General features: G+C 42.3%; 20 protein-coding genes and 1 pseudogene. 6 read left to right on the plus strand and 15 right to left on the minus strand.

Annotated features, from left to right (window positions below; all coding sequences use genetic code 11):
• Positions 1–118 precede the first annotated feature (118 nt).
• Positions 119–3,406 (minus strand): S41 family peptidase, encoded by a 3,288-nt coding sequence (locus HWQ47_RS18890; protein WP_269967606.1) that lies wholly within the window; start codon positions 3,404–3,406, stop codon positions 119–121.
• A gap of 219 nt (positions 3,407–3,625) precedes the next feature.
• On the opposite strand from HWQ47_RS18890, the gene HWQ47_RS18895 reads away from it, so the two are divergent.
• Positions 3,626–4,042 (plus strand): hypothetical protein, encoded by a 417-nt coding sequence (locus HWQ47_RS18895; protein WP_442802082.1) that lies wholly within the window; start codon positions 3,626–3,628, stop codon positions 4,040–4,042.
• 39 nt (positions 4,043–4,081) lie between these two features.
• Here HWQ47_RS18895 and HWQ47_RS18900 read toward each other — a convergent pair whose 3' ends face one another.
• The 3 genes from HWQ47_RS18900 to HWQ47_RS18910 form a co-directional block, all read right to left on the minus strand.
• A complete protein-coding gene (locus tag HWQ47_RS18900) occupies positions 4,082–4,855 on the minus strand; it encodes a hypothetical protein (RefSeq protein ID WP_269967608.1) in 774 nt (257 codons plus the stop codon).
• Positions 4,845–5,402 (minus strand): sigma-70 family RNA polymerase sigma factor, encoded by a 558-nt coding sequence (locus HWQ47_RS18905; RefSeq protein ID WP_269971791.1) that lies wholly within the window; start codon positions 5,400–5,402, stop codon positions 4,845–4,847. Before HWQ47_RS18905 ends, HWQ47_RS18900 begins: the two co-directional genes overlap by 11 nt.
• Positions 5,403–5,577: 175 nt before the next feature.
• Entirely contained in the window at positions 5,578–7,431 is a 1,854-nt protein-coding gene (locus tag HWQ47_RS18910) for a vWA domain-containing protein (RefSeq protein ID WP_269967609.1), read from the minus strand.
• A 437-nt stretch (positions 7,432–7,868) separates the two neighbouring features.
• Here HWQ47_RS18910 and dauA point away from each other — a divergent pair, with 437 nt between their 5' ends.
• Entirely contained in the window at positions 7,869–9,590 is a 1,722-nt protein-coding gene (dauA, locus tag HWQ47_RS18915) for a C4-dicarboxylic acid transporter DauA (RefSeq protein ID WP_269967610.1), read from the plus strand.
• A gap of 74 nt (positions 9,591–9,664) precedes the next feature.
• Here the strand turns inward: dauA and purE are convergent, their stop codons facing one another.
• Positions 9,665–10,174 carry a 5-(carboxyamino)imidazole ribonucleotide mutase gene (gene purE, locus HWQ47_RS18920; RefSeq protein ID WP_269967611.1) on the minus strand — a complete coding sequence of 170 codons (510 nt, stop codon included), beginning with the start codon at positions 10,172–10,174 and terminating at the stop codon, positions 9,665–9,667.
• A 296-nt stretch (positions 10,175–10,470) separates the two neighbouring features.
• Here purE and HWQ47_RS18930 point away from each other — a divergent pair.
• A pseudogene (locus tag HWQ47_RS18930) lies at positions 10,471–11,757 on the plus strand (sensor domain-containing diguanylate cyclase).
• Here HWQ47_RS18930 and HWQ47_RS18935 read toward each other — a convergent pair.
• The 5 genes from HWQ47_RS18935 to HWQ47_RS18955 all read right to left on the minus strand — a co-directional run bounded on the left by HWQ47_RS18935 (position 11,754) and on the right by HWQ47_RS18955 (position 18,057).
• Positions 11,754–12,371, minus strand: a complete 618-nt coding sequence (locus HWQ47_RS18935) for a transglycosylase SLT domain-containing protein (RefSeq protein WP_269967613.1) — start codon at positions 12,369–12,371, stop codon at positions 11,754–11,756. The pseudogene HWQ47_RS18930 and the gene HWQ47_RS18935 overlap by 4 nt on opposite strands.
• 89 nt (positions 12,372–12,460) lie before the next feature.
• Complete coding sequence (locus tag HWQ47_RS18940; protein ID WP_269967614.1) at positions 12,461–12,898, minus strand: hypothetical protein; 438 nt, start codon at positions 12,896–12,898, stop codon at positions 12,461–12,463.
• Positions 12,898–14,532, minus strand: a complete 1,635-nt coding sequence (gene gshA, locus HWQ47_RS18945) for a glutamate--cysteine ligase (protein ID WP_269967615.1) — start codon at positions 14,530–14,532, stop codon at positions 12,898–12,900. Before gshA ends, HWQ47_RS18940 begins: the two co-directional genes overlap by 1 nt.
• Positions 14,533–14,762: 230 nt before the next feature.
• The gene (locus tag HWQ47_RS18950) at positions 14,763–17,597 is read right to left on the minus strand and encodes a M16 family metallopeptidase (protein WP_269967616.1); all 2,835 of its coding nucleotides are present in this window, start codon (positions 17,595–17,597) and stop codon (positions 14,763–14,765) included.
• A 37-nt stretch (positions 17,598–17,634) separates the two neighbouring features.
• Positions 17,635–18,057 (minus strand): YqaA family protein, encoded by a 423-nt coding sequence (locus tag HWQ47_RS18955; protein WP_269967617.1) that lies wholly within the window; start codon positions 18,055–18,057, stop codon positions 17,635–17,637.
• A gap of 259 nt (positions 18,058–18,316) precedes the next feature.
• On the opposite strand from HWQ47_RS18955, the gene HWQ47_RS18960 reads away from it, so the two are divergent.
• The 3 genes from HWQ47_RS18960 to HWQ47_RS18970 all read left to right on the plus strand — a co-directional run bounded on the left by HWQ47_RS18960 (position 18,317) and on the right by HWQ47_RS18970 (position 20,376).
• On the plus strand, positions 18,317–19,597 hold the full coding sequence (locus HWQ47_RS18960; RefSeq protein WP_269971793.1) for a dicarboxylate/amino acid:cation symporter: 1,281 nt from the start codon (positions 18,317–18,319) through the stop codon (positions 19,595–19,597).
• A 157-nt stretch (positions 19,598–19,754) separates the two neighbouring features.
• Entirely contained in the window at positions 19,755–19,940 is a 186-nt protein-coding gene (locus tag HWQ47_RS18965; protein WP_269967618.1) for a hypothetical protein, read from the plus strand.
• 100 nt (positions 19,941–20,040) lie between these two features.
• Positions 20,041–20,376: a PBPRA1643 family SWIM/SEC-C metal-binding motif protein gene (locus HWQ47_RS18970; RefSeq protein WP_269967619.1), complete on the plus strand. Its 336-nt coding sequence runs from the start codon at positions 20,041–20,043 to the stop codon at positions 20,374–20,376.
• 62 nt (positions 20,377–20,438) lie between these two features.
• On the opposite strand, the gene HWQ47_RS18975 is transcribed toward HWQ47_RS18970, so the two are convergent.
• The 5 genes from HWQ47_RS18975 to HWQ47_RS18995 form a co-directional block, all read right to left on the minus strand.
• The gene (locus tag HWQ47_RS18975; protein WP_269967620.1) at positions 20,439–20,624 is read right to left on the minus strand and encodes a hypothetical protein; all 186 of its coding nucleotides are present in this window, start codon (positions 20,622–20,624) and stop codon (positions 20,439–20,441) included.
• Positions 20,625–20,968: 344 nt separating this feature from the next.
• Positions 20,969–21,499 (minus strand): PilZ domain-containing protein, encoded by a 531-nt coding sequence (locus HWQ47_RS18980; protein WP_269967621.1) that lies wholly within the window; start codon positions 21,497–21,499, stop codon positions 20,969–20,971.
• A gap of 255 nt (positions 21,500–21,754) precedes the next feature.
• Positions 21,755–22,885, minus strand: coding sequence for a sodium ion-translocating decarboxylase subunit beta (locus HWQ47_RS18985; RefSeq protein WP_269967622.1), 1,131 nt, complete (start codon positions 22,883–22,885; stop codon positions 21,755–21,757).
• An 8-nt stretch (positions 22,886–22,893) separates the two neighbouring features.
• The gene (oadA, locus tag HWQ47_RS18990; RefSeq protein ID WP_269967623.1) at positions 22,894–24,690 is read right to left on the minus strand and encodes a sodium-extruding oxaloacetate decarboxylase subunit alpha; all 1,797 of its coding nucleotides are present in this window, start codon (positions 24,688–24,690) and stop codon (positions 22,894–22,896) included.
• A 24-nt stretch (positions 24,691–24,714) separates the two neighbouring features.
• Positions 24,715–24,960, minus strand: a complete 246-nt coding sequence (locus HWQ47_RS18995) for an OadG family protein (RefSeq protein WP_269967624.1) — start codon at positions 24,958–24,960, stop codon at positions 24,715–24,717.
• Positions 24,961–25,367 lie beyond the last annotated feature (407 nt).

The following is a 25,367-nucleotide window of genomic DNA, read 5'->3' on the forward strand; positions in this document are numbered from 1 at the left end:
CGCTAATAACAGACGTGGTGAAAGCTTAAATACAAGGTCAACGTTTACTTCAAACTTTCATTCGAAAAAGGAAGTATTCAAACTTCTTGAATACTGTCCAGTTTGCATTATATCTTTACTACTTTATATCCAATGCCATACCTTTAGCTGGAATAGACTGGGCCTTAAGGGGAAGAACAGGTTGCTGCACAAGCTCCTCTTTCAAATAACTGATGGCCTTTTCTAATTGAGCGTCATGACCTGTAAAGGTTGCGTATGGTAAGTTATCAACCTCAATATCCGGGCTAACCCCGCGACCTTCCAAGATCCAACGTCCATCCATTGCATACTGCGGGTACTCAGCTACTCGTGCTATTCCCTTATCTGTTAGCGAGTTTCGTCCCGACAACCAAACACCGGCCCCCGTGGTCTGCTTACCGATAAGTGGTGCGATACCTAGCGCTTTAATACCAGCAGAGAAAGTCTCCCCATCTGAATAGGTCAGCTGATCAGTGAGAACTACTAAGTGCCCGCGAAATGTTTGCTGCATATTGGCGTTAGGTGTACCTCGAGTTGGTTGCCAAAAAGCCCAAGTACGGCGCAGTAATTTCTCGATGATCCAACTATCGATATTGCCACCACGATTACGGCGAACATCAATCACTAAGCCCTCTTTTTCATAGTTAGCGTAAAACTCTCGAGCGAAACTGGCGACATCACCGCTGCCCATAGCATAAAGGTGCAGATAACCAATTTTCCCGTCACTTGCTTCACTCACCTTATTGCTATTGGCATTAACCCAATCTAGGTATCTCAGTTTGGCATCACTGCGAATACTAACGGGCTTTACGATGGTTTTATGCTGCTTGTTACCACGCTTTAGGGTGAGCAGAATTTGCTTGTTCGCTTGATTGGTTAAAAAACGTGTGACATCGGCTTGATTTGCTATCGATTTACCATTAATCGACACTATGATATCGCCGATTTCAGCATCAACACCTATCTGCGCCAACGGTGCTGCATTAGATGGCAGTTCAGGGTCATTGGCATAGATATGAGTGATTTTTACGCCGGCCTTAGTCTGGGCTAAACGAGCCCCTAAGCTGGCAGCTTTTGCCATCTCACTGTCTCGTGGTAGATCGCCACCACGAACCTGGGAATGCAAGGAGTCTAACTCGCCCATCATCTGTTTAAAGATGTCATTAAGCTCATGACGGTCGGTAAGCCTGTCAACCAGAGGTTGGTATTTACGCTTAGTTGCTTGCCAATCCAGACCTCGCATCTGCTTATCAAAAAAGGAATCTCGATGCATTAACCAAGCATCTTCGAACATCTGTTGCCACTCTAGCTCTGGCTCTATGGCTAATTGCCACTGATTGGTCTGCACTTTGGCATGATTAAGTTCTTTAGGAAGCTTATCAACCGCGTCAACAATCAACATATCTTGACCATTGTTACTATGCTTACGAATAAAGAGTTTTTGGCCATCGGCCGATAGATCATAGCGACCAACATCTTCGGCATAGGTCTCGACTTTGGGATCCAGAGGATCAAACTTAACCACTTTAAGACTAGGTACACTGCTACGCCCCGGAACTTGCTCAATAAAGTATAAGCTGTTGTCGTTGGCCTGAAGATTAGAATAGTTACCTGAAGCAACAGGTACTTGCCACAACCGCTGAGCAATACCATTCCAATCAAGCTTTACCTTAATCTTATCCGCTTTCTTATCTTGAGCATTCCCTTCGACAGATTTCGTTAGTTCATTAGGTTGACGAAATGGGAAGTTGGCACTTTTATCCAATGCCAAAGCGAATATCTCGGTGCGTTTATCGAACATGGGCCCCATGTTACGATCGCCCCAAGGTGAAGTGGGAGTTGCGATAAATTGTCGATCGGAGAGGAAATAGAGCCACTTACCATCACCACTAAATGTGGGAGAATAAGATTCATATTTATCACTTGTCAGAGTTTCACTGCGATTTTCGTCTAATGAATAAAGGACTATTTGTGGCCTAGGCTTACCCAGTTCAGACTTAGTGATAGCGATAAATTGGCTGTCTGCTGACCACACAATATCAGCATATGGACCTAATCCTTCACCTTGGGTAATAATCTTCTTGTTTCGATTTTTATTTAAATCCAACAACCAGAGATCACCGTTATAGTCATCGCTAGCAATGTAGCGACCATCCGGTGATAGTTTGATATCCATGCGTAATGTAGTGCCATCTTTAGTTAACTGTTTGGCTCCCTGGCTCCCATCGGCTGGGAAACGCCAGATCTCTTGCTCTCCTGATGCATCACTGATCCCATAAACCCAACGTCCATCTGGACTCAATACTGCACGACTAATTCGACTGTTACCCGGTAGTGCAAGCTCTACAAGACGAGAACCATCAGTGGTCGCGATTGCCACATGGCTTCTCGCGGTGATCACTACTTTATCTCCCTTGGGTGATAACTGAGTTGAAGTTGCATATTTCATTGGGCTATTAACCCAATGTGCACGGCGTTGAGTAAAATCAGAAACAAGTTCAATGTCCAGAGTCCGTGCTTCATTGTGACTAAAATCAAGTAACTTAATATCAGCACCTTGTTGAAAGACTATTTGGCCTTTATGTATACGAGCACCGCGAACTTGCCACTCTTTATATTGAGTCACTTGCTGTATATCTGTGCCATCGAGTGCCATCGACCAGAAATTATCATTACCATCGCCGTCACTGACAAAAAAGAGGCGATTATTCCACAACATAGGCTGACGAACTGACCCCTTATGGGCAGACGTTAGTCGTTGGGCTTCTTTGTTTGAATTTAACTTATAACGCCAAAGCTCACCTTTAGCCCCGCCACGGTAAACTTTGACATTATCCCCAGTGGTTTGTAGACCAAAGCGAGTAAAATAGAGATATTCTCCCTTATCATCAATCACCCCTTCGATAGCATCAGCTAAAGGGAGATCCTGAGTCTCCAGCGTATCTGGATTAACCGTTCTCAATACCCAGTAATTAGCAGGGCCAAATGCGTTATCCGTGGCATAGAGCACCTCACCAGTTGCAGTCCAACCTTGCACCCTAACTCGACTGTTTTCGAAACTAATCCGTTTTGCCTGTCCGCCCGCTATTGGAATAACGTAAACTTCGCTAGCGCCATCATAGTTTGCAACGTAGGCCACCCATTGACCATCTTTAGAGATCGTCGCGCCGATCTCCTCTGCTGGCAAGCTGGTTAAACGCTGAGCCTGAACGCGATCCATTCGTTTAGTCCATAGATCTCCCTCGGCAGTAAACACTAACGTATTACCACTCAATGCTGGGGCTCGGTAGTAACCCAGCACCTCTGAGGATTCCGATGCTATCGCAGTTGAAAGATGAAGGCCGCCAAGCGCCAATAAGGTACAAACAAGAGAAGAACTGAGTTTCATTGATAGCTCATTATTTTTATTTGATTTTTTTATGAGCAACAAGATATCAAACTTTAACTAATTCAACAGTAAAATATTGATCAATAGTTATGAGTAAATGTGTACAAATATACTGACTGACTATACTTAGCAATTAGTGTTCAATTATATAGGTTTAACATGGAGAGAGATGAGCAGGATAATGCGGCAAAGAAATCAATATTAGAAGATATTGAAATCATGAGTGACGCGGACTCTTTACCTATTAGGCAAGACCCCATTATTGAAAAGTTATTAAAAAAGCTGCCAACAGATATTGCCGATAGCTACACAGATAAACAACTTCAGGGCTTTAGAGTTGCATTAGGTGATCGCACTTGGGCCAAGCACTTTGTTGATAATCGAGGCACCTTCGCATTCCCTTTTATCCGTTTGCGTTTTTTCTATGTATTTCTCCTAGGTAAAAACAAGCGTGCTTATACTAGACGTGAGAAACATGCCTCAATGTTGATGTTTGTCGGTCTTGTATTGAGTTTTATCGCCATCAGCATGCTACTGGGTTTATTCACTCTCTATATTCTCAAGTCTGCTTTAGGTATCGATCTGATGGAGGGAACCTCACTGGGGATCTGGGATTGGTTTAAAGATTTGTTTTAAGCCCCTAACATCACGGAGAGGAGCTATCGTTGTCATTAATTATCTATCAGACACAGGGACACTAGGTTTAGGCAAAGGCATAATCACTTGCTCACTTAAAGTTTTCCATCTTAGATACTGAGGGTGCTGCTCGCTGTTAAGTTGCGGATAGGACTTGCGTATCTTAAGTACTAATTTTTCAGCTTCAACCCATTGCTCATTTTTTACTAAGTTATCAAGATGATTTAGCGCCTGTTTGGCACTCACTACTGCATCACGTTGCGGCATTGTCTTGAGAGGTTTGCTATCTGAAAGGGAATGTATTTTTGCCTTAACAGCATCACTAACTGGCTCAGGTGCCCCCCCTTTAGCTGCTACAGCACTCAGTTCCACATGAGCAACCTCATGGTGAACAACACTGTTTAATTGAGTTCGCGGCTCATCAAAATTAGATGATTTCATCATGGCTCTGGGCTCACTCTGGCGTAGAATCGTTTGTGAGTCAGGCTCCTGTGCAGTTGATGACATCTGCATCATAACCGGAGTATAAGACTCATCACTTAATATATCCTGAGTAGCATCTTGGTTAATAAGCAGCAGTGTTGCCACAAACACCACTGAAGCCGCCGATGATAATGGCCAACGGTGACGACGCCAAAAACTATTATCAACTACCACAACAGTATCACTCTTAGTTGAATCACTTGAACTTTTCGCTAATAAAACAATGGCATAATCCAGTTCAGCACTGGGGACTTCCAGTGCTTGAGCTCGATACAAAACTTGAAGTTCCGCGTCAAATTCAGCAGGTTTATCTGCATTTTCATCTCTCATTTTCAACCTCCTGCCACTTGTTCATGACACATGTTTTCAAACTCTGATTGGCGTAACGGATACGGCTCTTAGACGCCTCAAGCGAAATGCCCACCACCTCTGAAATCACACCTGCGGTAAAACCCGCTTCCATATTGAGCAACAAGGCCTCTTTTTGCACCGTAGGTAAGAGTGAAATACAGTGCTTAAGCAACTTAGCCTTAACTCCCTCTTCGAACTGAGTATCGGGGGTTTGAGTATCGCTTGGTAAAAACGAATCTACATCTTGATCTTCATTAAACGCCTCACTAAAGAGATCCACCGGCTTCACTGCTCTGACATGATCAATAAGTAAGTTATGGGCTATTCGATACAACCAAGTGGTAAATTTTGCACTCGTCTCATAGCTAGCAGCGGCTTTAATCACTCGTCCCCACGTCTCTTGGTAGAGATCTTCCGCGAGTTGAATATCACCAATCTGACGAACAAAGTAGCGATAAAGCCCACCCTTATGTTTTTGATATAGGGATTCAAATGCTGAGGTATCGCCTTGTGCATATTGCGACATTAATTGTTGATCAACGTCAGCCTCCCCCTTCTCATACAATGCTTCTGCCACAGAACTCTCCAGACAATACTTTCTCCCCAACTCTATTTTTACAGGGGCTTGATTGCTGGAAAGTGTGCACCGCTAACCCTTTTTTGTCTATCCTAAGTTTGTAGGAAAAGTCAGTTGCTGGCGACTATGGCTTTGCCAGCAGTCCAGCAGTTTTAGTCAACTGCACAAACTCGTGACGATAACCAAAGGGGTCTTCCCCCATAGCTGACTGTGCTATCTCGCTCACCTTGGCATAATTTAAATGACCAATATAATGATTCTTATTAATAAGTTGACCTAATCCCGCTACTGCAACTGCAAATCTAAAATCGTCACTGGCTTGGGCAAAGTTTCTCAACGCCGTATCTTTTAAGATGGGATAACTGATCAATTTACTCACCTCTTCGCCTATAGGTTTATACCTTAACTTCAAATATGCGAGTTCAGTTCGACTGTATTTCTCTTTGCCGGTAGTGGTATCTACACCGTATCTGAGCTTATCATTCGCTTGATTGGGGCTATCAACAAAACTTAACTCATAAAGAGCCGTTACTCGGTGTCCTGCACCTATTTCCCCTGCATCCACCTTATCGTTATTAAAATCTTCCCGATTAAGGATGCGATTTTCATAACCGATAAGACGATATTCCGAAACAATAGCGGGGTTAAACTCCACCTGCACTTTCACATCTTTCGCTATGGTCATTAAGGTGGCACTGAGTTCATCCACCAGCACCTTACGGGCCTCATTTAGGGTATCAATATAGGCGTAATGTCCATTACCTTTATCAGCAAGTTGCTCCATCAGATGATCATTATAATTGCCTTGCCCAAATCCTAAAGTGGTCAAAGCAATACCGTGTTTACGTTTTTCTTCAATCAACTCGATAAGTCCCTGTTGATCTGACATACCAAGATTAAAATCTCCATCGGTGGCTAAAATAACCCGATTAACCCCTCCATGAATAAAATGCTTTTGCGCCAGTTGATAAGCCTGCACTATTCCTGCCTCGCCATTGGTCGAGCCTCCCGCTTTTAGTTTATCCAAAGCCTGAGAGATGGCTAAATGATCATTGCCTTTGACGCCATCAAGTACGACTCCCGACGCTCCTGCATAAACGACCACTGATATGCGGTCCTGCTCATCAAGCTGCTGACTCAGCATCTTAAGTGAACTCTTCAGTAACGGCAGTTTGTCCCGTGATGACATTGACCCCGACACATCCAGTAAAAAAACCAGATGGCTGGCACCTAAAGAGGCTTTATCTTTCTCAAATCCTTTAAGGCCGATCCTCAGTAACATCTTATCGGTATTGTAAGGTGACGGTGCTAACTCAGTATTAACACTAAATGGCTGCTCGCCTGCATTGGGAGATGGATATTGATAAGCAAAATAGTTAACCATCTCCTCGATTCTAATGGTTCCTTTCTCAGGTAAACGCCCTTGATTAATCCAGCGCCTAAGTGTTGAATAGCTGCCAGTATCTACATCAATGGAAAAGGTGGAAACAGAGATTTCTCCCGCCACCATAATTCCGTTAGCAACTTGTCGTTCAAACCGGTTCCGATCTTGTTGACCGATCCCAAGATCATAATGCTCCCTTAGGGGATAACTCATTTGAACGAGTCGATCCGAACGAGATAAGGCTTTCATCTTCATCATTCGATCACTGGCTTGCTGACCAGCAATATAAGAATCACTCACACTGGCTTTATCTTGGCTTGGAGCATTAATGTGTGAATTTTCTAACCTAAATGAGGGGTCGGCTTGCGTAACACGAGACAGTATTCTCAAAACCTGCGCATTGGTACTTTCAGGCTTCAACGTTAAAACTTGAGTAGGCTTATCCTCATTCACCCCTTTGGCGGTTTCCGACTCAAGAGGTTGCTGGCCGCTACATGCAACTAAAGCCAAGCTTGAACTCATCACCAGAGCCAATGAATTACTGGACAATCTAATGTTTCTCTCTTGCATGCCTTTTTTGATTTGGATTAGCATAAGGCTCTCCTGTTTATTTATCTTTATTCTCGATTTAGGTATATAAACGCAGAGACAAACCAAAATGGTTAAAAAAAGATCCAATAAATACAAAGGAGAACCAATCTAAATTTGAAGCAGTTCATAAAACATCAACTTATAGCGAGCTTGATCACATTTCAAAAAGCCTAAATATGCTACTTTTGACTAATACCTAATCATGTCCATACCCGCAATACTGACAAGCACAATGTCTTTGCCACTCACTTGCTGATATAGAAACTACTTCTACTCAGGAGCGTTAATGTGCCATATAAAGCTCACCTATTCTCATTTTCCCTGAGCCTTCCTTAATAGGAGTTGGCTCCAAATATAGCAATAATCTAATAAGGGACAATGTCATCTTCCGAGACTGAACATTTTCAATCCGTTTTCAATTTTTTTCAGGAAAGATTAACGTGCCACACAAAGCTCACCTATTCTCATTATCCTTAGGTCATGCCTTCTATGACGCTTGTATTAAGGAAAAATACAGCTTCAAACGCTTTGGACAAGATCTACTTGCCGGCATCTCTGTTGGAATTATTGCGATACCTTTGGCAATGGCCCTGGCAATTGCCAGTGGCGTTCCTCCGCAGTATGGGCTCTACACTGCAATCATTGGTGGATTTATTATCTCCCTAACAGGTGGGTCACGATACAGTATTTCTGGACCTACGGCGGCTTTTGTCGTGCTACTTTATCCCATAGCCCAAGAGTTTGGACTAGCAGGTCTACTTATGGCAACTGCGATGTCAGGGGTTATTTTAGTCATGATGTCACTATTAAAATTAGGACAACTGATTCAATATATTCCCGAACCAGTAACATTGGGTTTTACCGGGGGCATAGGTGTCGTGATTGCCACGCTGCAGCTTAAGGATTTCTTCGGGCTCTCCATCGCTGACATGCCAGAGCACTATATCGATAAATTAGCAGCATTGGCTCATGCTTTGCCTACCATAGAAGCTGCAAGTACCTCGGTAGCGCTTGCGACCTTCGCGGTCATGCTCATGTGGCCAAAGTTAAAAACCCCGATCCCTGCTCATCTACCCGCAATTATAGTCGGCAGCTTTTTAGCCCTTTGGCTAAACCAAGACGGCACGATTGTCGAAACGATAGGCACACGATTTAGCTATCCCCTAGCTGACGGTGGAGTTGGTATGGGTATTCCACCCTTTATGCCCGCTTTTGAACTGCCTTGGTTACAAGATGGTCCTAACCATCAAGCCTTGGGTTTTAGTTGGAGCATGGTACAAGCGCTGCTTCCAAGTGCATTTGCTATTGCAATGCTCGGCGCGATTGAATCACTGTTATGTGCCGTTGTGCTCGACGGTATGACGGGGAAAAGGCACAGTGCTAATAGCGAGCTACTGGGACAAGGTCTGGGGAACATCATTGCACCCTTCTTCGGCGGAATTCCAGCCACTGCAGCCATTGCAAGAAGTGCAGCAAATGTAAAGGCTGGCGCCCAAAGTCCAGTTGCCGGCATGGTCCACTCTATTGTGCTACTTCTGGGTTTACTATTGCTAGCAAATATTCTCGCTTATCTGCCAATGCCTGCCATGGCGGCACTCTTATTGGTCGTAGCCTGGAATATGAGTGAAGCGCCCAAAGCACTGCACCTGATAAAATCTGCCCCTAAGAGTGATGTCATCGTTTTTCTAACCTGCTTTTCACTCACCGTCATCTTCGACATGGTTATCGCAATAACGGTTGGAATAGTATTGGCTGCACTGCTATTTATGAAAGAAATAGCCGAAATGACACGACTCTACAATATTACCCAGAATAAGCGTTATATCGACCGAGATATTCCTGATAACTGGTTAGTCCTGAAGATAAATGGTCCGCTCTTTTTTGCCGCGGCCGATTCTATTTTTTCAGAAATAACTCTGTTAGCCAAAGAGCATCAAACACTCATTCTTTATATGGATGGCGTTTCGATATTAGATGCGGGAGGATTAACAGCATTAACTAAGTTGATAGAACATCTGCAAGCAAAACAGTGCAAACTGGTTATTACCGATCTGCAATTCCAACCTATTCGAACCTTAGCCAGAGCTAAAATTCAACCGATAGAGGACTTACTCCACTTCTACCCAACACTGGGGGATGCACTAGAAAAACATCCTCACTAAATAAATAATAGCAGGACAATAAAAAACGCCATCGAACCTAAGCTCGATGGCGTTTTCATTTAATATCAATCAGATTAAGCGTTAGCAAGTTTCTCTTGCAGCTTAGCATCTTTAGCTTGAACAGCTTCTGCAGATTTAGCACGTTCTGCTTTAACTGCTACAGCAAGTGCATCATCAGCAACTGCAAGCATTTGCGCCGCTAGATAGCCCGCATTCTTTGCACCAGCACTGCCAATCGCGACAGTCGCAACAGGAACGCCGCCAGGCATCATTACAGTTGAAAGAAGTGCGTCATGGCCCTGCAATGGACCACAATCAATCGGAACTCCGATAACAGGGCGTGTAGTGATACCAGCAACAGCACCCGCTAGATGAGCTGCAAGTCCAGCAGCACAGATAAACACTTTACAACCACGAGCTTCTGCATCAGTAACATATGCATGAGTTGCAGCGGGAGTGCGGTGAGCAGAGGTAACCTTAGCTTCAAATTTAATTTCAAAAGTTTTTAGCACATCAAGGGTAGCTTGCATGGTTGGTAAGTCAGAATCAGACCCCATCAACACAGCAACGAATGGTTTGCTCATTTTTATTCCTTTTGTAGGGTATTACTTTAAAATTTCTTATATTTAGGGGCATTATATATAATCTATATAGAAAATGCTCCTTGAGTAAACGGCCCCCCCAAGCCAGAGGGGATTATCCCCTAGGCTAACAGACACTGCAAATAACTTATTGGAACACATCTATAACATTTTGCACCTAAGTTATTTAAAACCAAGAAAACATCGTAAACCTTTATCACTAAAGCACTAAATAAAACAATATTATTCTATACATTCAATATACAATACCGATGAGGGAGTCATGGTGATGAGCACACATGGAAAAAAATGTTACACAGGATAATTCTGCAAGAAATACTGAAACTGGCAGCTTAAAAAGCCGTGAAATAGATAGTTTAGATCTAAAGTTTCACTTAAGTCTTCTCGGTGTTCCTCTACTGTTGATCTGTTTCATCTGGATATTTTTTAACGCAGATCTTAATAGTGATGATCTGTTAAAACTTCTCTTAATTTGTAATATTTACATTCTTGGCTATAGCTTAAGCTATTACCTACATCAAGCTCGATTAAATCGTCTTTGGTAGCATTTGCAGCAAGTGGTACACATCAACGAAACTACGTTCGAATTAGTCAACCTCTCCAGCCAATATGAAGATGAACAAGCTTTTCTGGATGCCTTGTTAAAAAAAGCCGTGAGTAGTGTTGACGGAGCGGAGATGGGCTGCATCATTAGGGTCAACAAAAAAGATCAAAGCCTCTATTTTGAGTCCAGTGTTGGAATTGATATCGAAAAATTACGTAAAATTAGCTTTCAACTAGATCAATCTTTCGAATATAGACTAACTCAAGGTATGAATGACAAGTTGGTGGTCATAGATAATATAGAGAACATCAACGCTAAGAGCTCATTATCAATTGAGGATCAAGAGAGACTACTCACAGCCCCAATTAAACCCATTCGCTCTACGCTCTCAAGCCCTATACATATCGATGGTGAGTTGTACGCTATGATTAATCTCGACAGCAGTGAAACCAAAGCCTTCGGAGATTATGATTGTAACTTAGTAAACATACTCACCCATGAAGCTTCTAACGCTATCGCTTTATACCAAAAAACACACCAAATCCAAACATTAGCCAATTATGACAGTCTAACCTCTCTCTACAACCGTCAATGTTTCGAAGCCCGTTTAGCCCAGTGGCAGCTTAAGTCTCATTTAAGCAGTTATCTAGTATTAATCGATATGGATAATTTAAAACAAATTAATGATAACCAAGGCCATCAATCCGGAGATGATGCATTAGTATTATTAGCAAAAATACTAAAGTATCACTGGCATGAAAAACAGCTCATTGCCAGATATGGCGGCGACGAGTTTATTGCTATTTGTCGTGGTCCCCTATCATCAATTTTGGCTGATATGCATGCTATCCAATTAGAACTGAACACTGACGCCAGCCACATTTATTTCAGTTTTGGGATCGCTGAGTATGATGGCCATTGGCAACGCGCATTTAGAGATGCTGATATCAAGATGTATGAGCATAAGCGTTCCAATAAGGTACGCTTAGATAGTCATGTTAACGGTGCTGAAAAAAGTTAACCGAAAAACAGACGCCATAACCAAGAGGAGTCCAAGTCGTCTTTACAAGTATGATATTGCTGAGCATAACGCTTAGATCTATCATCCACTTTTTTAGCGACCTTGATCAACCATGCTTTCTGATTATAAGTTTTACGTTTATACCCGCCCCAACCTTCGTGATAATTAAGATATTGATTACGCGCATCCCACTTAGAGACGCCATTAATTTTATTGGTCTTATAGATAAACCATCCCATAAAATCCATAGCATCATCAAAGTTACTTCGACTCGACCAGGAGTTGCCCGTCTCTTTAACGTAATCATCCCAGGTCATGGTTTTAGCTTGTGCATAACCATAAGCATCACTGGCTCGACCAATTGGAATAAAACCAAGGAAATACTCCATTGGTGGCGCAGCATTGTGCTTAAACGAACTCTCCTGATACATCATGGCCAAAGGGACATGCACTGGAACTCCCCACTTCTCTCGGGTATTTTTAGCTGCTTCATACCAAGAACGATGCTCTTGATAGATAGCGCATAAATTTTCTGGCTCTTTGGGCGGGGCGCTTGCACAACCTGACACGAAAAAAGCCAAAATCGCCGTCAATATATAGGAAGAGAGTTTCATTAATGAAAGTACCGAAAAGCTAAATTATCAAAGCCATAGTGTCACATTGATGGAAAAAAGAAGCAAATACAGACTCGACAAAAAACAGCCTATTCTAACTCCGGTAGCTCACAGCTATACTCCTCTTGTCGCCAGATTTCTGGCTCCCAAAAGTCAGTGTTGTTACCGCGATAGATTTTATCCGTATTAAATTTTGCAGCCAGATGATATCTCTGATTCGCTTCAACGGTTACAGATAACACTTTAGGCGTTCGTGCCGCCAGCTTTACCTTTAATGTAGGCGAGTTGATTAACTCGGCCAAAGTAAACACATAGGTACCAAGAGGAAGCTGATAGTTAGGCTTAGAGATAACAGGTTTACCGTTGAGGTGTGTCACCACTACTCGATAGATATTTTGCGCAGGATCTGGATTTAAGTAACCCGACACCGTACCACAATAACGACTTGTATCAGGCTGTGAAGCACAGCCTGATACAAGTCCGATGAATGCAATAAACAATAAAATATTGCGACTGTGGCCTATCATCAGACGTTGTTAACTCGAGCCTTGTCCTCTAATGAGGGCTCAGCAAAATAATCATCAAGAAAAGATTCGAAGCTCTGAGTTGTCTCACTTTCCATCAATGTCTGTTTTTCAATTGACTCAATGGCAGCAGTTCGATACTGCTGCTGTACAGCCTCAGGCAGTGGATAACCATTTAACGTATGGTAATACGTCTCAGCTAATTGCTTAACCCAGACGCTGTGATCAATTTGAGAAGTTTTAAGCTCTTTCATTACTAGGCCTGAAATAGAGAGCTCTGGATCGTCAATCGCTGTGCGCCATCGCGTAAGCGCTTCACGATAATCTTGCTTGCCCTCTTCATCAAGTAAGCCACATAAGCTGCCCAGTCCATCAAAGAGCTGATTCATCCAGCTAGAGAGTAAAATAGGATGACCATCTTTACTCAATTCTAGCCCAGGCTTACGCCCCTCTAAAATAACGCGGTTTAAATTACTCGAAATTTCACTTTCCTGTTCAACATCACTCAAAGGTGACTCATTTAACAAGCAATACAGTAAAAAGAGGTCTAAAAACCTAACCTGAGAAGCTTCGATACCAATAGGGCTAAAAGGATTAACGTCCAAAGCTCTCACTTCTATATATTCTATCCCAGCTCTAGCTAATGCTTCAGAGGGCTTCTCGCCATTTTCCGCGACTCGCTTGGCACGAATAGGCGCATAAAATTCATTTTCAATCTGCAACACGTTGGCATTCAATTGACGATATTCACCACCAACTTTAACGCCTATGGCTTCAAAACTCTTCGAAGGCTTACCAATTGCAGCCTTCATGCCAATCAAATATTTTTCAAGCGAGTCATAGCTGATATCCAGCTGCTCTTGCTCCTTGTTGGTATAACCAAGGTCGCTCATGCGCAATGAAGTGGCATAAGGAAGATAAAGAGTGCCTTTACCCATCTTCTCAAATGGGATATCGGTTTCTTGTTGCTTAAGGAATGAGCTACAAAGTGCAGGAGACGCACCAAATAGATAAGGTAAAACCCAAACCATACGGCGATAATTACGTATGAGTCCTAAATAAGACTCTGAGATGAAATCACTTTTCGTCAGCGAACTACCTGAGAACTGATACAAGTTATCCCACAGCTCTGATGACACTGAAAAATTAAAATGTACACCAGAAATAATCTGCATCTGAGCACCATATCGATAGGTTAGTCCCTTGCGATACAAACTCTTCATCATCCCCTGATTAGAGACACCATAATCAGCAATAGGAATGTCTTTCACATCTCCCACATAACAAGGCATACTTACAGGCCAAAGCCTTTGATTATCAAGGTTTTGAACTGAAAATGCATGGGTGTAGGTCAGATCTTGCAATAAGCTATCAATATTACCAAAGACAGGCGTAATAAACTCTAACAAAGACTCACTGTAATCTGTGGTGATCCGCGAATGTGTTAATGCAGATCCCAAAGCTTGTGGATGACTATCAGTCGCCAGATGTCCTGAGCTGTCAGTCCTCAATGACTCGCGTTCAATACCGCGCTGCATTCCCTGTAGTGCATTACGCCCCTCAGAGTTCGAGAGATGCTCAATTACTTCATTGAAAGATTTCAATATATTCTTCTCTAGTTTCATCATTATTTTCATATGTATATATCTATATAAGTCAGACCAGTTTATGTCCTACTTACTTTCAAAATACCTCGCCAAGATATCGAAAATGGACTGATAAAATGATGGACACGATTCCATCTCGCTAGTTAACTCTCATTCAACCTACAAAGTAAAGTAGGATCTAATTGGCATTAACCTTTTAAGTTATGCGCCAACCAGACTCTGCTTCTTAGATCTTTAGATATATGGGGCAGTGACTCAAATTACAACTCTAAAATAGAAACTGGGTATCCAAGTGCTTTAATATCCGCCTCAATTTTGGCTCTATCCCCCACGATAACCACGATCATCTGCTTAAGTTTTAGCTGTTCTTCGGCTAATTTATTGAGCTCAGCTTTGGTCATATTATTGGTGATATCAGTCTGTTTATCCGTAAACTTGGTATCGAGATCGAAACGCTGAATACGACGCATAAAGCCTGCTTTTTGATAGGGAGTCTCATAATCTAACGCTTTACCTTGGGAGATTGACGCTTTCATAAAGGCCAGCTCCTCATCGGTTATCCCCAGATTTTTATAGCCCTCGATCTCTTTAACAAACTCACCTAACGCCTCTGAAGTCACATCGGTTCGAACACTCGCTTGCGCTTCGAAAACCCCAAGTTCACTGCCACCTGAGAAATAACTGCGTGCACCATAGGTGTAACCTTTATCTTCACGAAGATTAAGATTAATGCGGCTATTAAAAGCACCGCCTAAAGGATAATTCATCAAGTATGATTTAAAGAAGTCACCCGTGGCATCCCAAGGTAATCCATGTTTCCCTAACTTGATAACCGATTGAGCAGCACCTGGTTTGTCGAGTATATAAACGGTTCCACCTTTAAGCGCCGGTAGCTTAGCTAATGTAGGTAATGCTGAAGCCTCACCTTTCCAGTGAGATAGCCCACTAAGCTTCCCCAAGATCTCCGCTTCACTTAAATCACTTACAGCAACAACCTGTGCATTACCAGCGGTGTATTGCTGCTGATAAAAATTGGTGACATCGGCTAATATTAATCCTGATACCGTCGCTAAAGTGCCATTACTGCTCACACCTAACGGGCTATCAGTGCCATAAATCAACCCATCAAATGCAGTATCTGCCATATAATTAGGATCTGACATCATGTGCTGTAAACTTTGCAACTGTTGTTGTTTAAGACGCTCAAAATCTGTAGCGCTGAACTTAGGTTCAAACAGACGCTCTTCAACTATCGCTAAGGTTTCATCTAAGCGGGAAGTCAGGCTAGAGACCTTGATGTAACTTTGATAACCGCTAGCACCAAAACTCACGCTGCTGCCTAACATCTCCAGTGCTTGTGCTAACTCTTCTGAGGTGCGTTTTTGGCTAGACTCGTTCAGCATCGAGGCTGTTAGCCCGGCAAGTCCTGCTTTTTCAATAGGCACCAACCTGTGGCCACCGTTAAGATATATCAACAACTCAACCGTTGGCGTCTCTTCACTTTCGGTGCCAATAACCTCAATGCCATTAGCGAGCTCACCATGCCATAACTCCGGGGCCTTTAGCACTGGGGCTTTACCGGCAGCTGGCATCACATTGCGATCAAATGAGGAACTGACGACTTGATGATTATCAATCCCGCTGACAGCAACATCCGACACAGCCAGCACTGGCGGAATGTAAGTATCTTCATGGGCAATGAGTTGCCTCTGCCCTTCAGGAACAACGCTTATCACTACCATAGGCTTATTTTTGATATAAGTGTTAAACACCCGCATCACATCTGCTTTCGTCACATTGGCATAGCGCGCTAAGTCTGAAGCTATCATGTTAGGATCATCAGAAAATGTTTGATTAAAGGCTAAAGTCGACACCTTACCTGAGACACTTTGCAAACCAAAAATAGTGCCAGCTTCAAATTGCACTTTCACTTTCTGTAGATCTTCATCGGTCACACCGCGCTGTTCAAACTCCTCAATCGACTCTTTCATCCGCTGCTCAAGATCTTTCAGCCGCCCACCCTTTGCCGGGTTAGCTAAAGCATACATGGAAAATTGACACGCCAGCTCCTGACAAGGATGACTCACTCCAGCCTGAACCGCATAGCCATCTTTGACTAAATTCTTGTAGAAAATGGATGTTTTTCCCCCTCCAAGAATGTTTGACAGGAGATCCAGCGCAGCTTCATCTTGATGACGGGCGTACACTGTCGGAAAGCCAATCTTAATAAGCGGTAGATGTATTTTATCTTCCATCGAGATGTAACGGGTTCCATCTAACGTAACTAAAGACTTCTTATCAGCTTTAACCTCAGGACCCGATGGGATCTCACCAAAATACTGATTTATCCAAGTCAAGGTCTGCATTTCATCAAAGTCCCCCCCAACGGTCAACGTCGCGTTATTTGGACCATACCAACGTTTAAAGAAATTTTTAACGTCATCTAAACTGGCACGTTCCAGATCTTCTGGCCAGCCAATAACAGGCCAAGAGTATTGATGCCCTTGAGGGTAAAAAGCTTGATTAAACAGCTCACCGGTGCGGCCATAAGGCTGATTATCGATACGTTGAGCACGTTCGTTTTTAACGGTTTCACGTTGAACTTCAAACTTCTCTTCTGTTAACGCTGGTAAGAAAAATCCCATACGATCAGATTCAAGCCAAAGCATTTTCTCTAACTGGTTACTCGGTACTGTCTCAAAGTAATTAGTTCTATCTGTATTCGTCGTGCCATTAAGCGTTCCACCGGCTTCAGTAACCGTTTTAAAATGCTGCTCATCACCAACATGTTGTGAGCCTTGGAACATCATATGTTCAAATAAATGCGCAAAACCTGAACGCCCCTCTAGCTCACGCGCTGAACCCACATGGTAAGTCACATCCACATGCACTAATGGATCCGAACTGTCTTGATGCAAAATAACGGTAAGACCATTGGCTAGCTGATATTTTTTATAAGCGATACCCACTTCAGATTTAGCAAGGCTGACTGACTCAAGCAAGGTCACCCCTTGAGGCAAATTCGATTCTGTTTCCTGACTCGCACATCCAGCTAATGCGACTGAAATAGCCACGGCTAATATCCATTTTTTCACAATAAAGCTCCTTACTGACTGAGTGTTAACTCAGCATTTATAACCAATGAAGTGCGAAAGCTGCTACCAAGAGATAACGTACACACTTACCTACTAATATCATCAGAGTCGATCTAAGCAGAGGAAGTTTCATCCAGCCCGCTAATAAACACAGAAGATCACCAATTAATGGTGCCCAAGATAGCAAAAGCGCCCAATAACCATACTTTTGAATTAATACCATCGCGTGACGATACTTTCCTTTCGCCACCTCTTCTGGGCTGCGGGCAAATCGGCCTAAACTGCCTAAGTAAAAACTGGTCAGCGCGCCAAGTGTATTGCCGATAGTAGCGACAATAACCAAAGAAAACCAAGCATCATCACTTTCATTTAGCAGCGCAACAAGTAAAACTTCTGATCCACCCGGTAACAAGGTCGCAGCAAGGAAGGATGCACTAAACATTAACCATAACGCTGTCATAAAAGCTTACCTAATGAAAAATCGTAATTTTTTATTAATAAATACCGATTAATTGCCAATGTTGAACTTGTGTTAATTATTAAAGTTATTAAAACAAACTCTATTATCACAATAAGTTATAACGAAATGGGTTTGTTTTGCAAGTAGTGCTATCTATACAATGGAAACATCGGATAATAGCTTAACTTCTTTGCTCCATTTTTGAGCATATAAACGATTAATTACAAACCTATTTTAATAATAAAAACTTGGAAAACTCATCATGTGGCAAACCATTAAACAGATCCCTTTTTGGCAAAAAGTCCTCGCAGGCTTTATTTTAGGGGCCAGTATCGGTATTATTTTTGGCGAATCAGCCACAGTACTAAAACCCTTAGGCGACCTATTTATCAGCGCCATTAAGATGCTGGTTGCACCTTTAATCTTATGTGCCATTGTCGTTAGCATCACCTCACTTGGTTCCCAAACCAGTCTTAAGCGCTTAAGTTTCAAAACATTAGCCATGTTTATGTTCACCGGCACTATCGCCTCCCTCATCGGCTTAACCGTCGGGTCGCTGATTGACATGGGCGGTTCGATGGAACTTGTGACAACAGAGATACGTGAACGTAACGTGCCTGGATTTTCTCAAGTGTTATTGGACATGATACCAGTCAACCCTTTTGCATCACTTGCCGAAGGTAACGTACTGCAAATTATCGTCTTTGCCGCATTAGTTGGCATCGCTATCAACAAAGTAGGTGAAAAAGCAGCCCCACTTAAACACGCTTTCGAGGCGGGTGCAGAGGTCATGTTTCAGCTCACTCGCATGGTACTCCAATTAACCCCTATCGGTGTTTTTGGCCTTATGGCTTGGGTTGTCGGTGAATATGGTTTATCAACGTTACTGCCCTTAGGTAAGTTTATTGGCGCTATCTATATCGCTGCGCTAATTCATATCATCTTTGTCTATGGCGGTTTAATTAAATTTGCCGCTAAGCTAAGTCCTATTCAATTTTTCCGTAAAGCTATGCCGGCACAGATAATCGCTTTCTCAACGGCCTCAAGTTTCGGCACACTACCAGCAAGTACGCGTTGCACAGAATCAATGGGCGTTTCCAAACAATACAGCTCTTTTGTGTTGCCCCTAGGTGCAACGATGAATATGGACGGTTGTGGCGGAATTTACCCCGCTATTGCAGCTATATTCATTGCCCAAATCTATGGTATCCAACTGGATATGACTGACTATATGCTGATTGCTGTTACTGCAACCCTTGCCTCTGTTGGCACAGCGGGGGTGCCTGGCAGTGCAATGGTCATGCTTTCAGTCACCTTAGGAGTCGTTGGTCTACCACTTGAAGGGATCGCCTTTATCGCCGCTATCGATCGCATCATAGATATGATCCGAACCAGCACTAACGTGACAGGTGATATGATGACTGCTGTGGTCATCGGCAAGTCTGAAGGTTTATTAGATGAACAACAGTTCTATAATAACCAAGAAGCGGATGCCAGCGAAAATATTACCGCGACTCAAACGAAGTCAGCTTCTGAGTAAAGCCAGTATTTTTTAAGGCTTAAATACATCTTCAAAAAATCAGCCGCTTTTGCGGTTTTTTTATGATAAAAAATGCTAATAGCCTATTAAAATTACGTTATTTAGTATTATACTTACCCTACAACTACAAGCTGGTTTAACAATATAAGGCTAATACATGGCAAAGTTTTTCCTGTTCCCCATTATCTTATGCCTGTTGTGGACAGGCTTTTTGCACTTCAATGGTGTACCTCTTAAACAAGGCAAAAAGGGCTTTGTCTATATTATCGCGATCAGCGCAAGCATCATCCTTTCTCTTGCCCTACTACTGTGGATGACAGCCGAGCAAAATATCCCTAGCTAACAGCATATCCACCTCTTTAAATGGAAATCTAATCCCATTTGTAGTATAAGCACTCTCAATTATGCTCTATCAATCAAATTAGCTGTATTTATAAGGTCCCATGTCAGATAAATTTTTCTTTAAAGGGCGCAAAAGCCCTAAGCCTAAACATGAAAGTTTTGGCTATAACACTAAGCGTACCTCTAAGTTAGGCAGCAGCGATAACCCACTTAACTTGGTCGTTTGTAACGATGCGCGTAAAGTCGAAATAGAAGCTCTGTTAAACCAACACGATTTAATCGCTAACATTGAGATTAACTCGGACGTTGAAGAGAACATCCTAGAGCTAGACGGTATTTTGAATAAGCCTGAAACCACTCGCTTCGATAAAAAGCCCAACAGGAATGAGCCTTGTCCTTGTGGTAGTGGCAATAAATATAAAAAGTGTTGTGGGTAAAAATAACACTAAACAAAACACCTTCTTATACTTACGGGTATAAGAAAGTGACATTTTTCCATCTACATATTGTTTGAAATGGTTATGAGGTGTTGCGCTAACTCATTCTCAGTTTTAGGTAATGTTTTTAACTCGAAGGTCAATGGATCTCCGCCATTGAGCATAAACACAGAACTTTCCCCATGATCATAGTGAAACCATTTTCCATTGATACATAGATCTGTATAGCAATTCGGTAATAACTCCATAGGGACACCTCTTAATGTGTTACGACATTTTGCTGTCGTCAGTTCATCATTATTAGCAACAGAAAATGCGATTTTACATCTCCTTTATAAAACCTTATAAAGCCAAGAGGTGTGTTGATCTATATCAAATACAAATACAATAGATGTAAAAAATCATACAACGAGTAACGTAAAAAACTAATTAATCGAACATTAAGATAAATATTCAGTATTATATTTCAATGATGAACGACAGAATAATCAACAAATTGGAATTGAAAAAAGCTAACTAAGTGGAATTGGCATTGTTTGATTATATAAATTAAAATTTTTCGATCTGTGCAGCGAAAAAAGAAACTGTCTAATCACATCCTGTCCGTGCGATGTAGACATTGAAACCTTGCTGCAAAAAAATGCCTATCAGCTCTGACAGGTTCCAATTGTAACTCAACAGGCTTTTTGTCAGGTAAATTCAGATGTAATACCTTCCCATGAAAATTTTGCTGAAAAGTCGAGGTATCTTTCATATACAAGGTGATCCTTGTCGATGATAAAGATAAAATATCTCCCAGTGAGTGATTGGTACCGTCCGTTAAGGTAACATTCTCAGGTAGCTTTACGCGCCAACTTCGTTCATTACCATTGATATCAATTACTTCAGGAGCCCCAAGATTAGGGATCATTTCACCACACTCATCAATTTCAATCTTAAGTGGGATCCAGAGTTTATAACCTTGTCCCTCTGCTAAAAGTGACAAACTTGATTGGCGTAATATGGGCGCTAAACAGCTGGGTATCAGTGTTTGCACTTTCAGAACACAAGCGTGTTTTCGCTCTGTTTTAGCTGTTGAGAAAAGCTCCCTGAAGAGATCCACTTCATCTACTGAGAAATTCATGTCTGTTTCGATGTATTAAAATGATAAATTGATTATAAAGTATTCAAGTTTTAGCTTCAATCAGTGGTGAGTATGAAGTCTTAATCCGTTTTCAGCAGATAAAGCACACAATATAATAAGCAAAGTGAACAGTGCTGAACACTCCACCTTTCTTACTCTATCACTAAATGTATTGAATAAAATTGATACGAATATAAGGCAATAAATAAAAAAGCCCATCAAAAATGGGCTTTAAACATAATATTTCGCTAAATGTTAGCCCAGTACTGCAAGCAACACACCGGCGGCAACAGCGGAGCCCAGAACGCCAGCAACGTTGGGACCCATAGCATGCATCAACAGGAAGTTATGTTGATTAGACTCTAGACCAACCTTGTTGACCACCCTTGCAGCCATAGGAACCGCTGAGACGCCCGCCGCACCAATCAAAGGGTTTATCTTTCCCCCTGATAGCTTACACATCAACTTAGCCATCAACACGCCTGTTGCTGTTCCTATCGCAAATGCAATAGCACCTAACAGCAGAATACCTAAGGTTTCAAGTTGTAAGAACTTGTCTGCCGAAAGCTTAGAACCCACTGCAAGACCAAGAAAGATGGTCACGATATTGATCAACTCGTTTTGAGCCGTATTCGACAACCTATCCACTACACCAGATTCACGCATCAAGTTACCGAGACAGAACATACCGACTAAAGGTGTCGCAGTAGGTAAAAACAGGATTGTTAGGCCTAGTACCATAAGTGGAAAAATGATTTTCTCTTTCTTACTAACTTCCCTTAGCTGCTCCATTTTAATCTGTCGCTCAGCTTCAGTGGTAAAGAACCTCATAATAGGTGGCTGAATAAGAGGGACCAACGCCATATAAGAGTATGCAGCTACAGCAATCGCACCGAGAAGTTCTGGAGCAAGCTTAGAAGCGAGAAAAATGGCCGTAGGGCCATCCGCACCGCCGATAATGGCAATAGCACCTGCATCTTTCATACTGAAATCAAACCCAGGAACAAAGTTTAACGCTACTGCACCGATCAAAGTGGCAAAGATACCAAATTGAGCAGCAGCCCCTAGTAATAACATTTTAGGGTTAGCGATTAAGGCTCCGAAATCAGTCATGGCTCCCACCCCCATAAATATCAGCAGTGGGAATACCCCAGTTTCAATGCCAACATGATAGGCGAAATAGAGTATTCCCCCCTCTTCAGTAAAGCCACCATTAGGGATATTAGCTAAAATGGCACCAAAGCCAATAGGTAAAAGCAGTAAGGGTTCAAACTTTCTAACAATCGAAAGATAAAGAAGTAAAGCCCCAACTCCCATCATTAATAGTTGGCCACCGGTAAAATTAGCGATTCCCGACTCAGACCAAAATGCAATTAATCCTTCCATCTGAGCTCCTATGCCAAACCTAATAATTGATGACCAACGGAGACAGAGTCACCCTCTTTAACCCAGATTTTGCTAATAACACCATCAGCTTCAGCGCGAATTTCAGTTTCCATCTTCATCGCTTCTAATATGATAACCACATCACCTTCACTAACAACATCACCGGCAGAGACATTAACCTTGAAAATATTCCCAGAAAGAGGGGCTTTCATCTCTAATTTGATAACACTGTCTTGGGTCGTTGCAACTTGAGGCGTAGCTGGAGTAAAAGGCACAACATTTTCAACAGAATTGATTTGACTGATATCCCCTCCAGGGGACACTTCCACAACAAAGCTCTGACCTTGCACATTAACAGTATAAGTTTCAGGACCTCTGTGCTGTGGGGCAGTACTTTCAACTTCGACCTTAGCTGCAATCTCTGGCTTAGGTTCAAATGCATCAGGATTATTCCTATTTTTAATAAACTTCAAGCCAATTTGCGGAAACAATGCATAAGTAAGTACATCATCAGACAACTCAGGAGCCAGATCTAATCCCTCTTGTGCAGCCTTCTCTTTAAGTTCTTGGGTCAATTTTTCAAATTCAGGTGAAAGCAGATCGGCAGGACGGCAAGTAATCGCTTGTCCGCCATTGAGTACTTTAGCTTGCAACTCTTGATTAACTGGCGCTGGTGTCGCACCATATTCGCCTTTTAATACGCCTTCAGTCTCTTTTGTCAGAGATTTGTACCGCTCCCCCGTCAGTACATTAATAACTGATTGTGTACCGACAATTTGTGATGTAGGAGTCACTAGAGGGAGGAAACCAAGCTCCTCACGAACCCTTGGGATCTCCTCAAGCACTAGGTCTAATTTGTCAGCGGCACCCTGCTCTTTTAACTGAATCTCCAAGTTGGTTAGCATTCCACCCGGCACTTGAGCACGTAAAATACGAGAATCAATTCCCTTAAGTTTACCTTCAAATTGAGCATATTTTTCACGTATATCCCTAAAGTAGGCAGCAATCTCTTCGAGCAGCGCCATATCATAACCCGTAGCTCTGTCTGTACCTTCAACCATGGCAACCAGAGTCTCTGTCGCACTGTGACCATAGGTTTGGCTCATTGATGAAATAGCGGTATCGAGCACATCGATTCCAGCCTCAATGGCCTTCAGATACGTGGCAGTACTTAACCCTGTGGTCGCATGACAATGCATAGAGACCATTAAGTCTGTTTGAGACTTAATCTGACTGATCATGTCAAATGCATCAAACGGCTTAAGTAGACCTGCCATATCCTTAATACATATTGAATGGCAACCCATATCTTCGAGTCGCTTGGCCATATCAACCCAAGTATTTAAGTTATGCACCGGGCTGGTTGTATAAGAGATGGTTCCCTGAGCATGACCGCCCACCTCAACCACGGATCTCACCGCAGTTTCCAAATTGCGCACATCATTCATTGCATCGAAGATACGGAACACATCAACACCATTGATGTGAGCACGCTCAACAAACTTCTGAACAAGATCATCAGCGTAATGGCGGTAACCTAACAGGTTTTGTCCACGTAAAAGCATTTGCTGCGGAGTATTAGGCATCACTTTTTTCAGTTCGCGAATACGTTCCCACGGATCTTCGCCTAAATAACGAATACATGAGTCAAATGTCGCTCCTCCCCATGATTCCAAAGACCAGAAGCCAACTTTGTCCAATAGTGGCGCAATAGGCAGCATATCTTCGGTTCGAAGACGTGTAGCAAGAATGGATTGATGTGCATCTCTTAGGACGACGTCGGTTAACGCAAGTGGCTTACTCATAGAAAATCCTTACTACTATTATTATTATGCTTTAGCGCGATATTGCTCAATGGCAACGGTGATAACAGCAACCATTTTGGGATCTACTCCCTGACTTTGAATGCCCACTCCGGTTTTTACAGACTTGTCAGCTGTTACTGGCAAAGGAGCAAATTTCCACGCTACCAATTTAATGCCTAAAATCAGTATTGTGAGAAAGACGAACACCAATGTCATACCCAACAGCATGATGCCAAACGATTCAACAATTTGTTCAGATATCGACTCCATACCATCCTCTTCATTCTTTGATCTATATAACCTAGGGGACACAACACCTAGAAAGTAACTTTTTATTCACTATTGAGATTAATGCAAGTCACCTTAACGGTGACGCTTACAATCTACAGAACTGAGGTAGAGACCAGTCAATTAGAAAACAATAACTAATCTATAACAAAATAGTGAGTGAGTTGTAAATTGGTCATACCAAATAAATCAAGATCAAAGCTAGATGACTGGGTAATTAATAATTTTTTAATCATTTTACTGAGGAACCATCAATAACCTAGCCATATCAATCGACTTATACATAAAAAGTTGTAGTAGCAGAAAGCAGAGGTTTCAACATAGGGAGTAAAGATAAGAGTGGTTGAAATTTTATGCAGTTTAGGCAAATAAACGCCATACGTTTAACG

The organism is Shewanella sp. MTB7 (assembly GCF_027571385.1).
In the GTDB taxonomy this organism is placed as follows: Bacteria; Pseudomonadota; Gammaproteobacteria; order Enterobacterales; family Shewanellaceae; genus Shewanella.

Coding starts and splice junctions, on each gene's coding strand:
- HWQ47_RS18895 (WP_442802082.1), top strand. CDS start 3,626: ATGAGTGACGCGGACTCTTTACCTATTAGGCAAGACCCCATTATTGAA.
- HWQ47_RS18980 (WP_269967621.1), bottom strand. CDS start 21,499: ATGAATTTCTCAGTAGATGAAGTGGATCTCTTCAGGGAGCTTTTCTCA.
- HWQ47_RS18935 (WP_269967613.1), bottom strand. CDS start 12,371: ATGAAACTCTCTTCCTATATATTGACGGCGATTTTGGCTTTTTTCGTG.
- HWQ47_RS18995 (WP_269967624.1), bottom strand. CDS start 24,960: ATGGAGTCGATATCTGAACAAATTGTTGAATCGTTTGGCATCATGCTG.
- HWQ47_RS18905 (WP_269971791.1), bottom strand. CDS start 5,402: ATGTCGCAATATGCACAAGGCGATACCTCAGCATTTGAATCCCTATAT.
- purE (WP_269967611.1), bottom strand. CDS start 10,174: ATGAGCAAACCATTCGTTGCTGTGTTGATGGGGTCTGATTCTGACTTA.
- HWQ47_RS18970 (WP_269967619.1), top strand. CDS start 20,041: ATGTCAGATAAATTTTTCTTTAAAGGGCGCAAAAGCCCTAAGCCTAAA.
- HWQ47_RS18985 (WP_269967622.1), bottom strand. CDS start 22,885: ATGGAAGGATTAATTGCATTTTGGTCTGAGTCGGGAATCGCTAATTTT.
- HWQ47_RS18975 (WP_269967620.1), bottom strand. CDS start 20,624: ATGGAGTTATTACCGAATTGCTATACAGATCTATGTATCAATGGAAAA.
- HWQ47_RS18890 (WP_269967606.1), bottom strand. CDS start 3,406: ATGAAACTCAGTTCTTCTCTTGTTTGTACCTTATTGGCGCTTGGCGGC.
- oadA (WP_269967623.1), bottom strand. CDS start 24,690: ATGAGTAAGCCACTTGCGTTAACCGACGTCGTCCTAAGAGATGCACAT.
- HWQ47_RS18940 (WP_269967614.1), bottom strand. CDS start 12,898: ATGATAGGCCACAGTCGCAATATTTTATTGTTTATTGCATTCATCGGA.
- HWQ47_RS18900 (WP_269967608.1), bottom strand. CDS start 4,855: ATGAGAGATGAAAATGCAGATAAACCTGCTGAATTTGACGCGGAACTT.
- HWQ47_RS18955 (WP_269967617.1), bottom strand. CDS start 18,057: ATGACAGCGTTATGGTTAATGTTTAGTGCATCCTTCCTTGCTGCGACC.
- gshA (WP_269967615.1), bottom strand. CDS start 14,532: ATGAAAATAATGATGAAACTAGAGAAGAATATATTGAAATCTTTCAAT.
- HWQ47_RS18965 (WP_269967618.1), top strand. CDS start 19,755: ATGGCAAAGTTTTTCCTGTTCCCCATTATCTTATGCCTGTTGTGGACA.
- HWQ47_RS18910 (WP_269967609.1), bottom strand. CDS start 7,431: ATGCTAATCCAAATCAAAAAAGGCATGCAAGAGAGAAACATTAGATTG.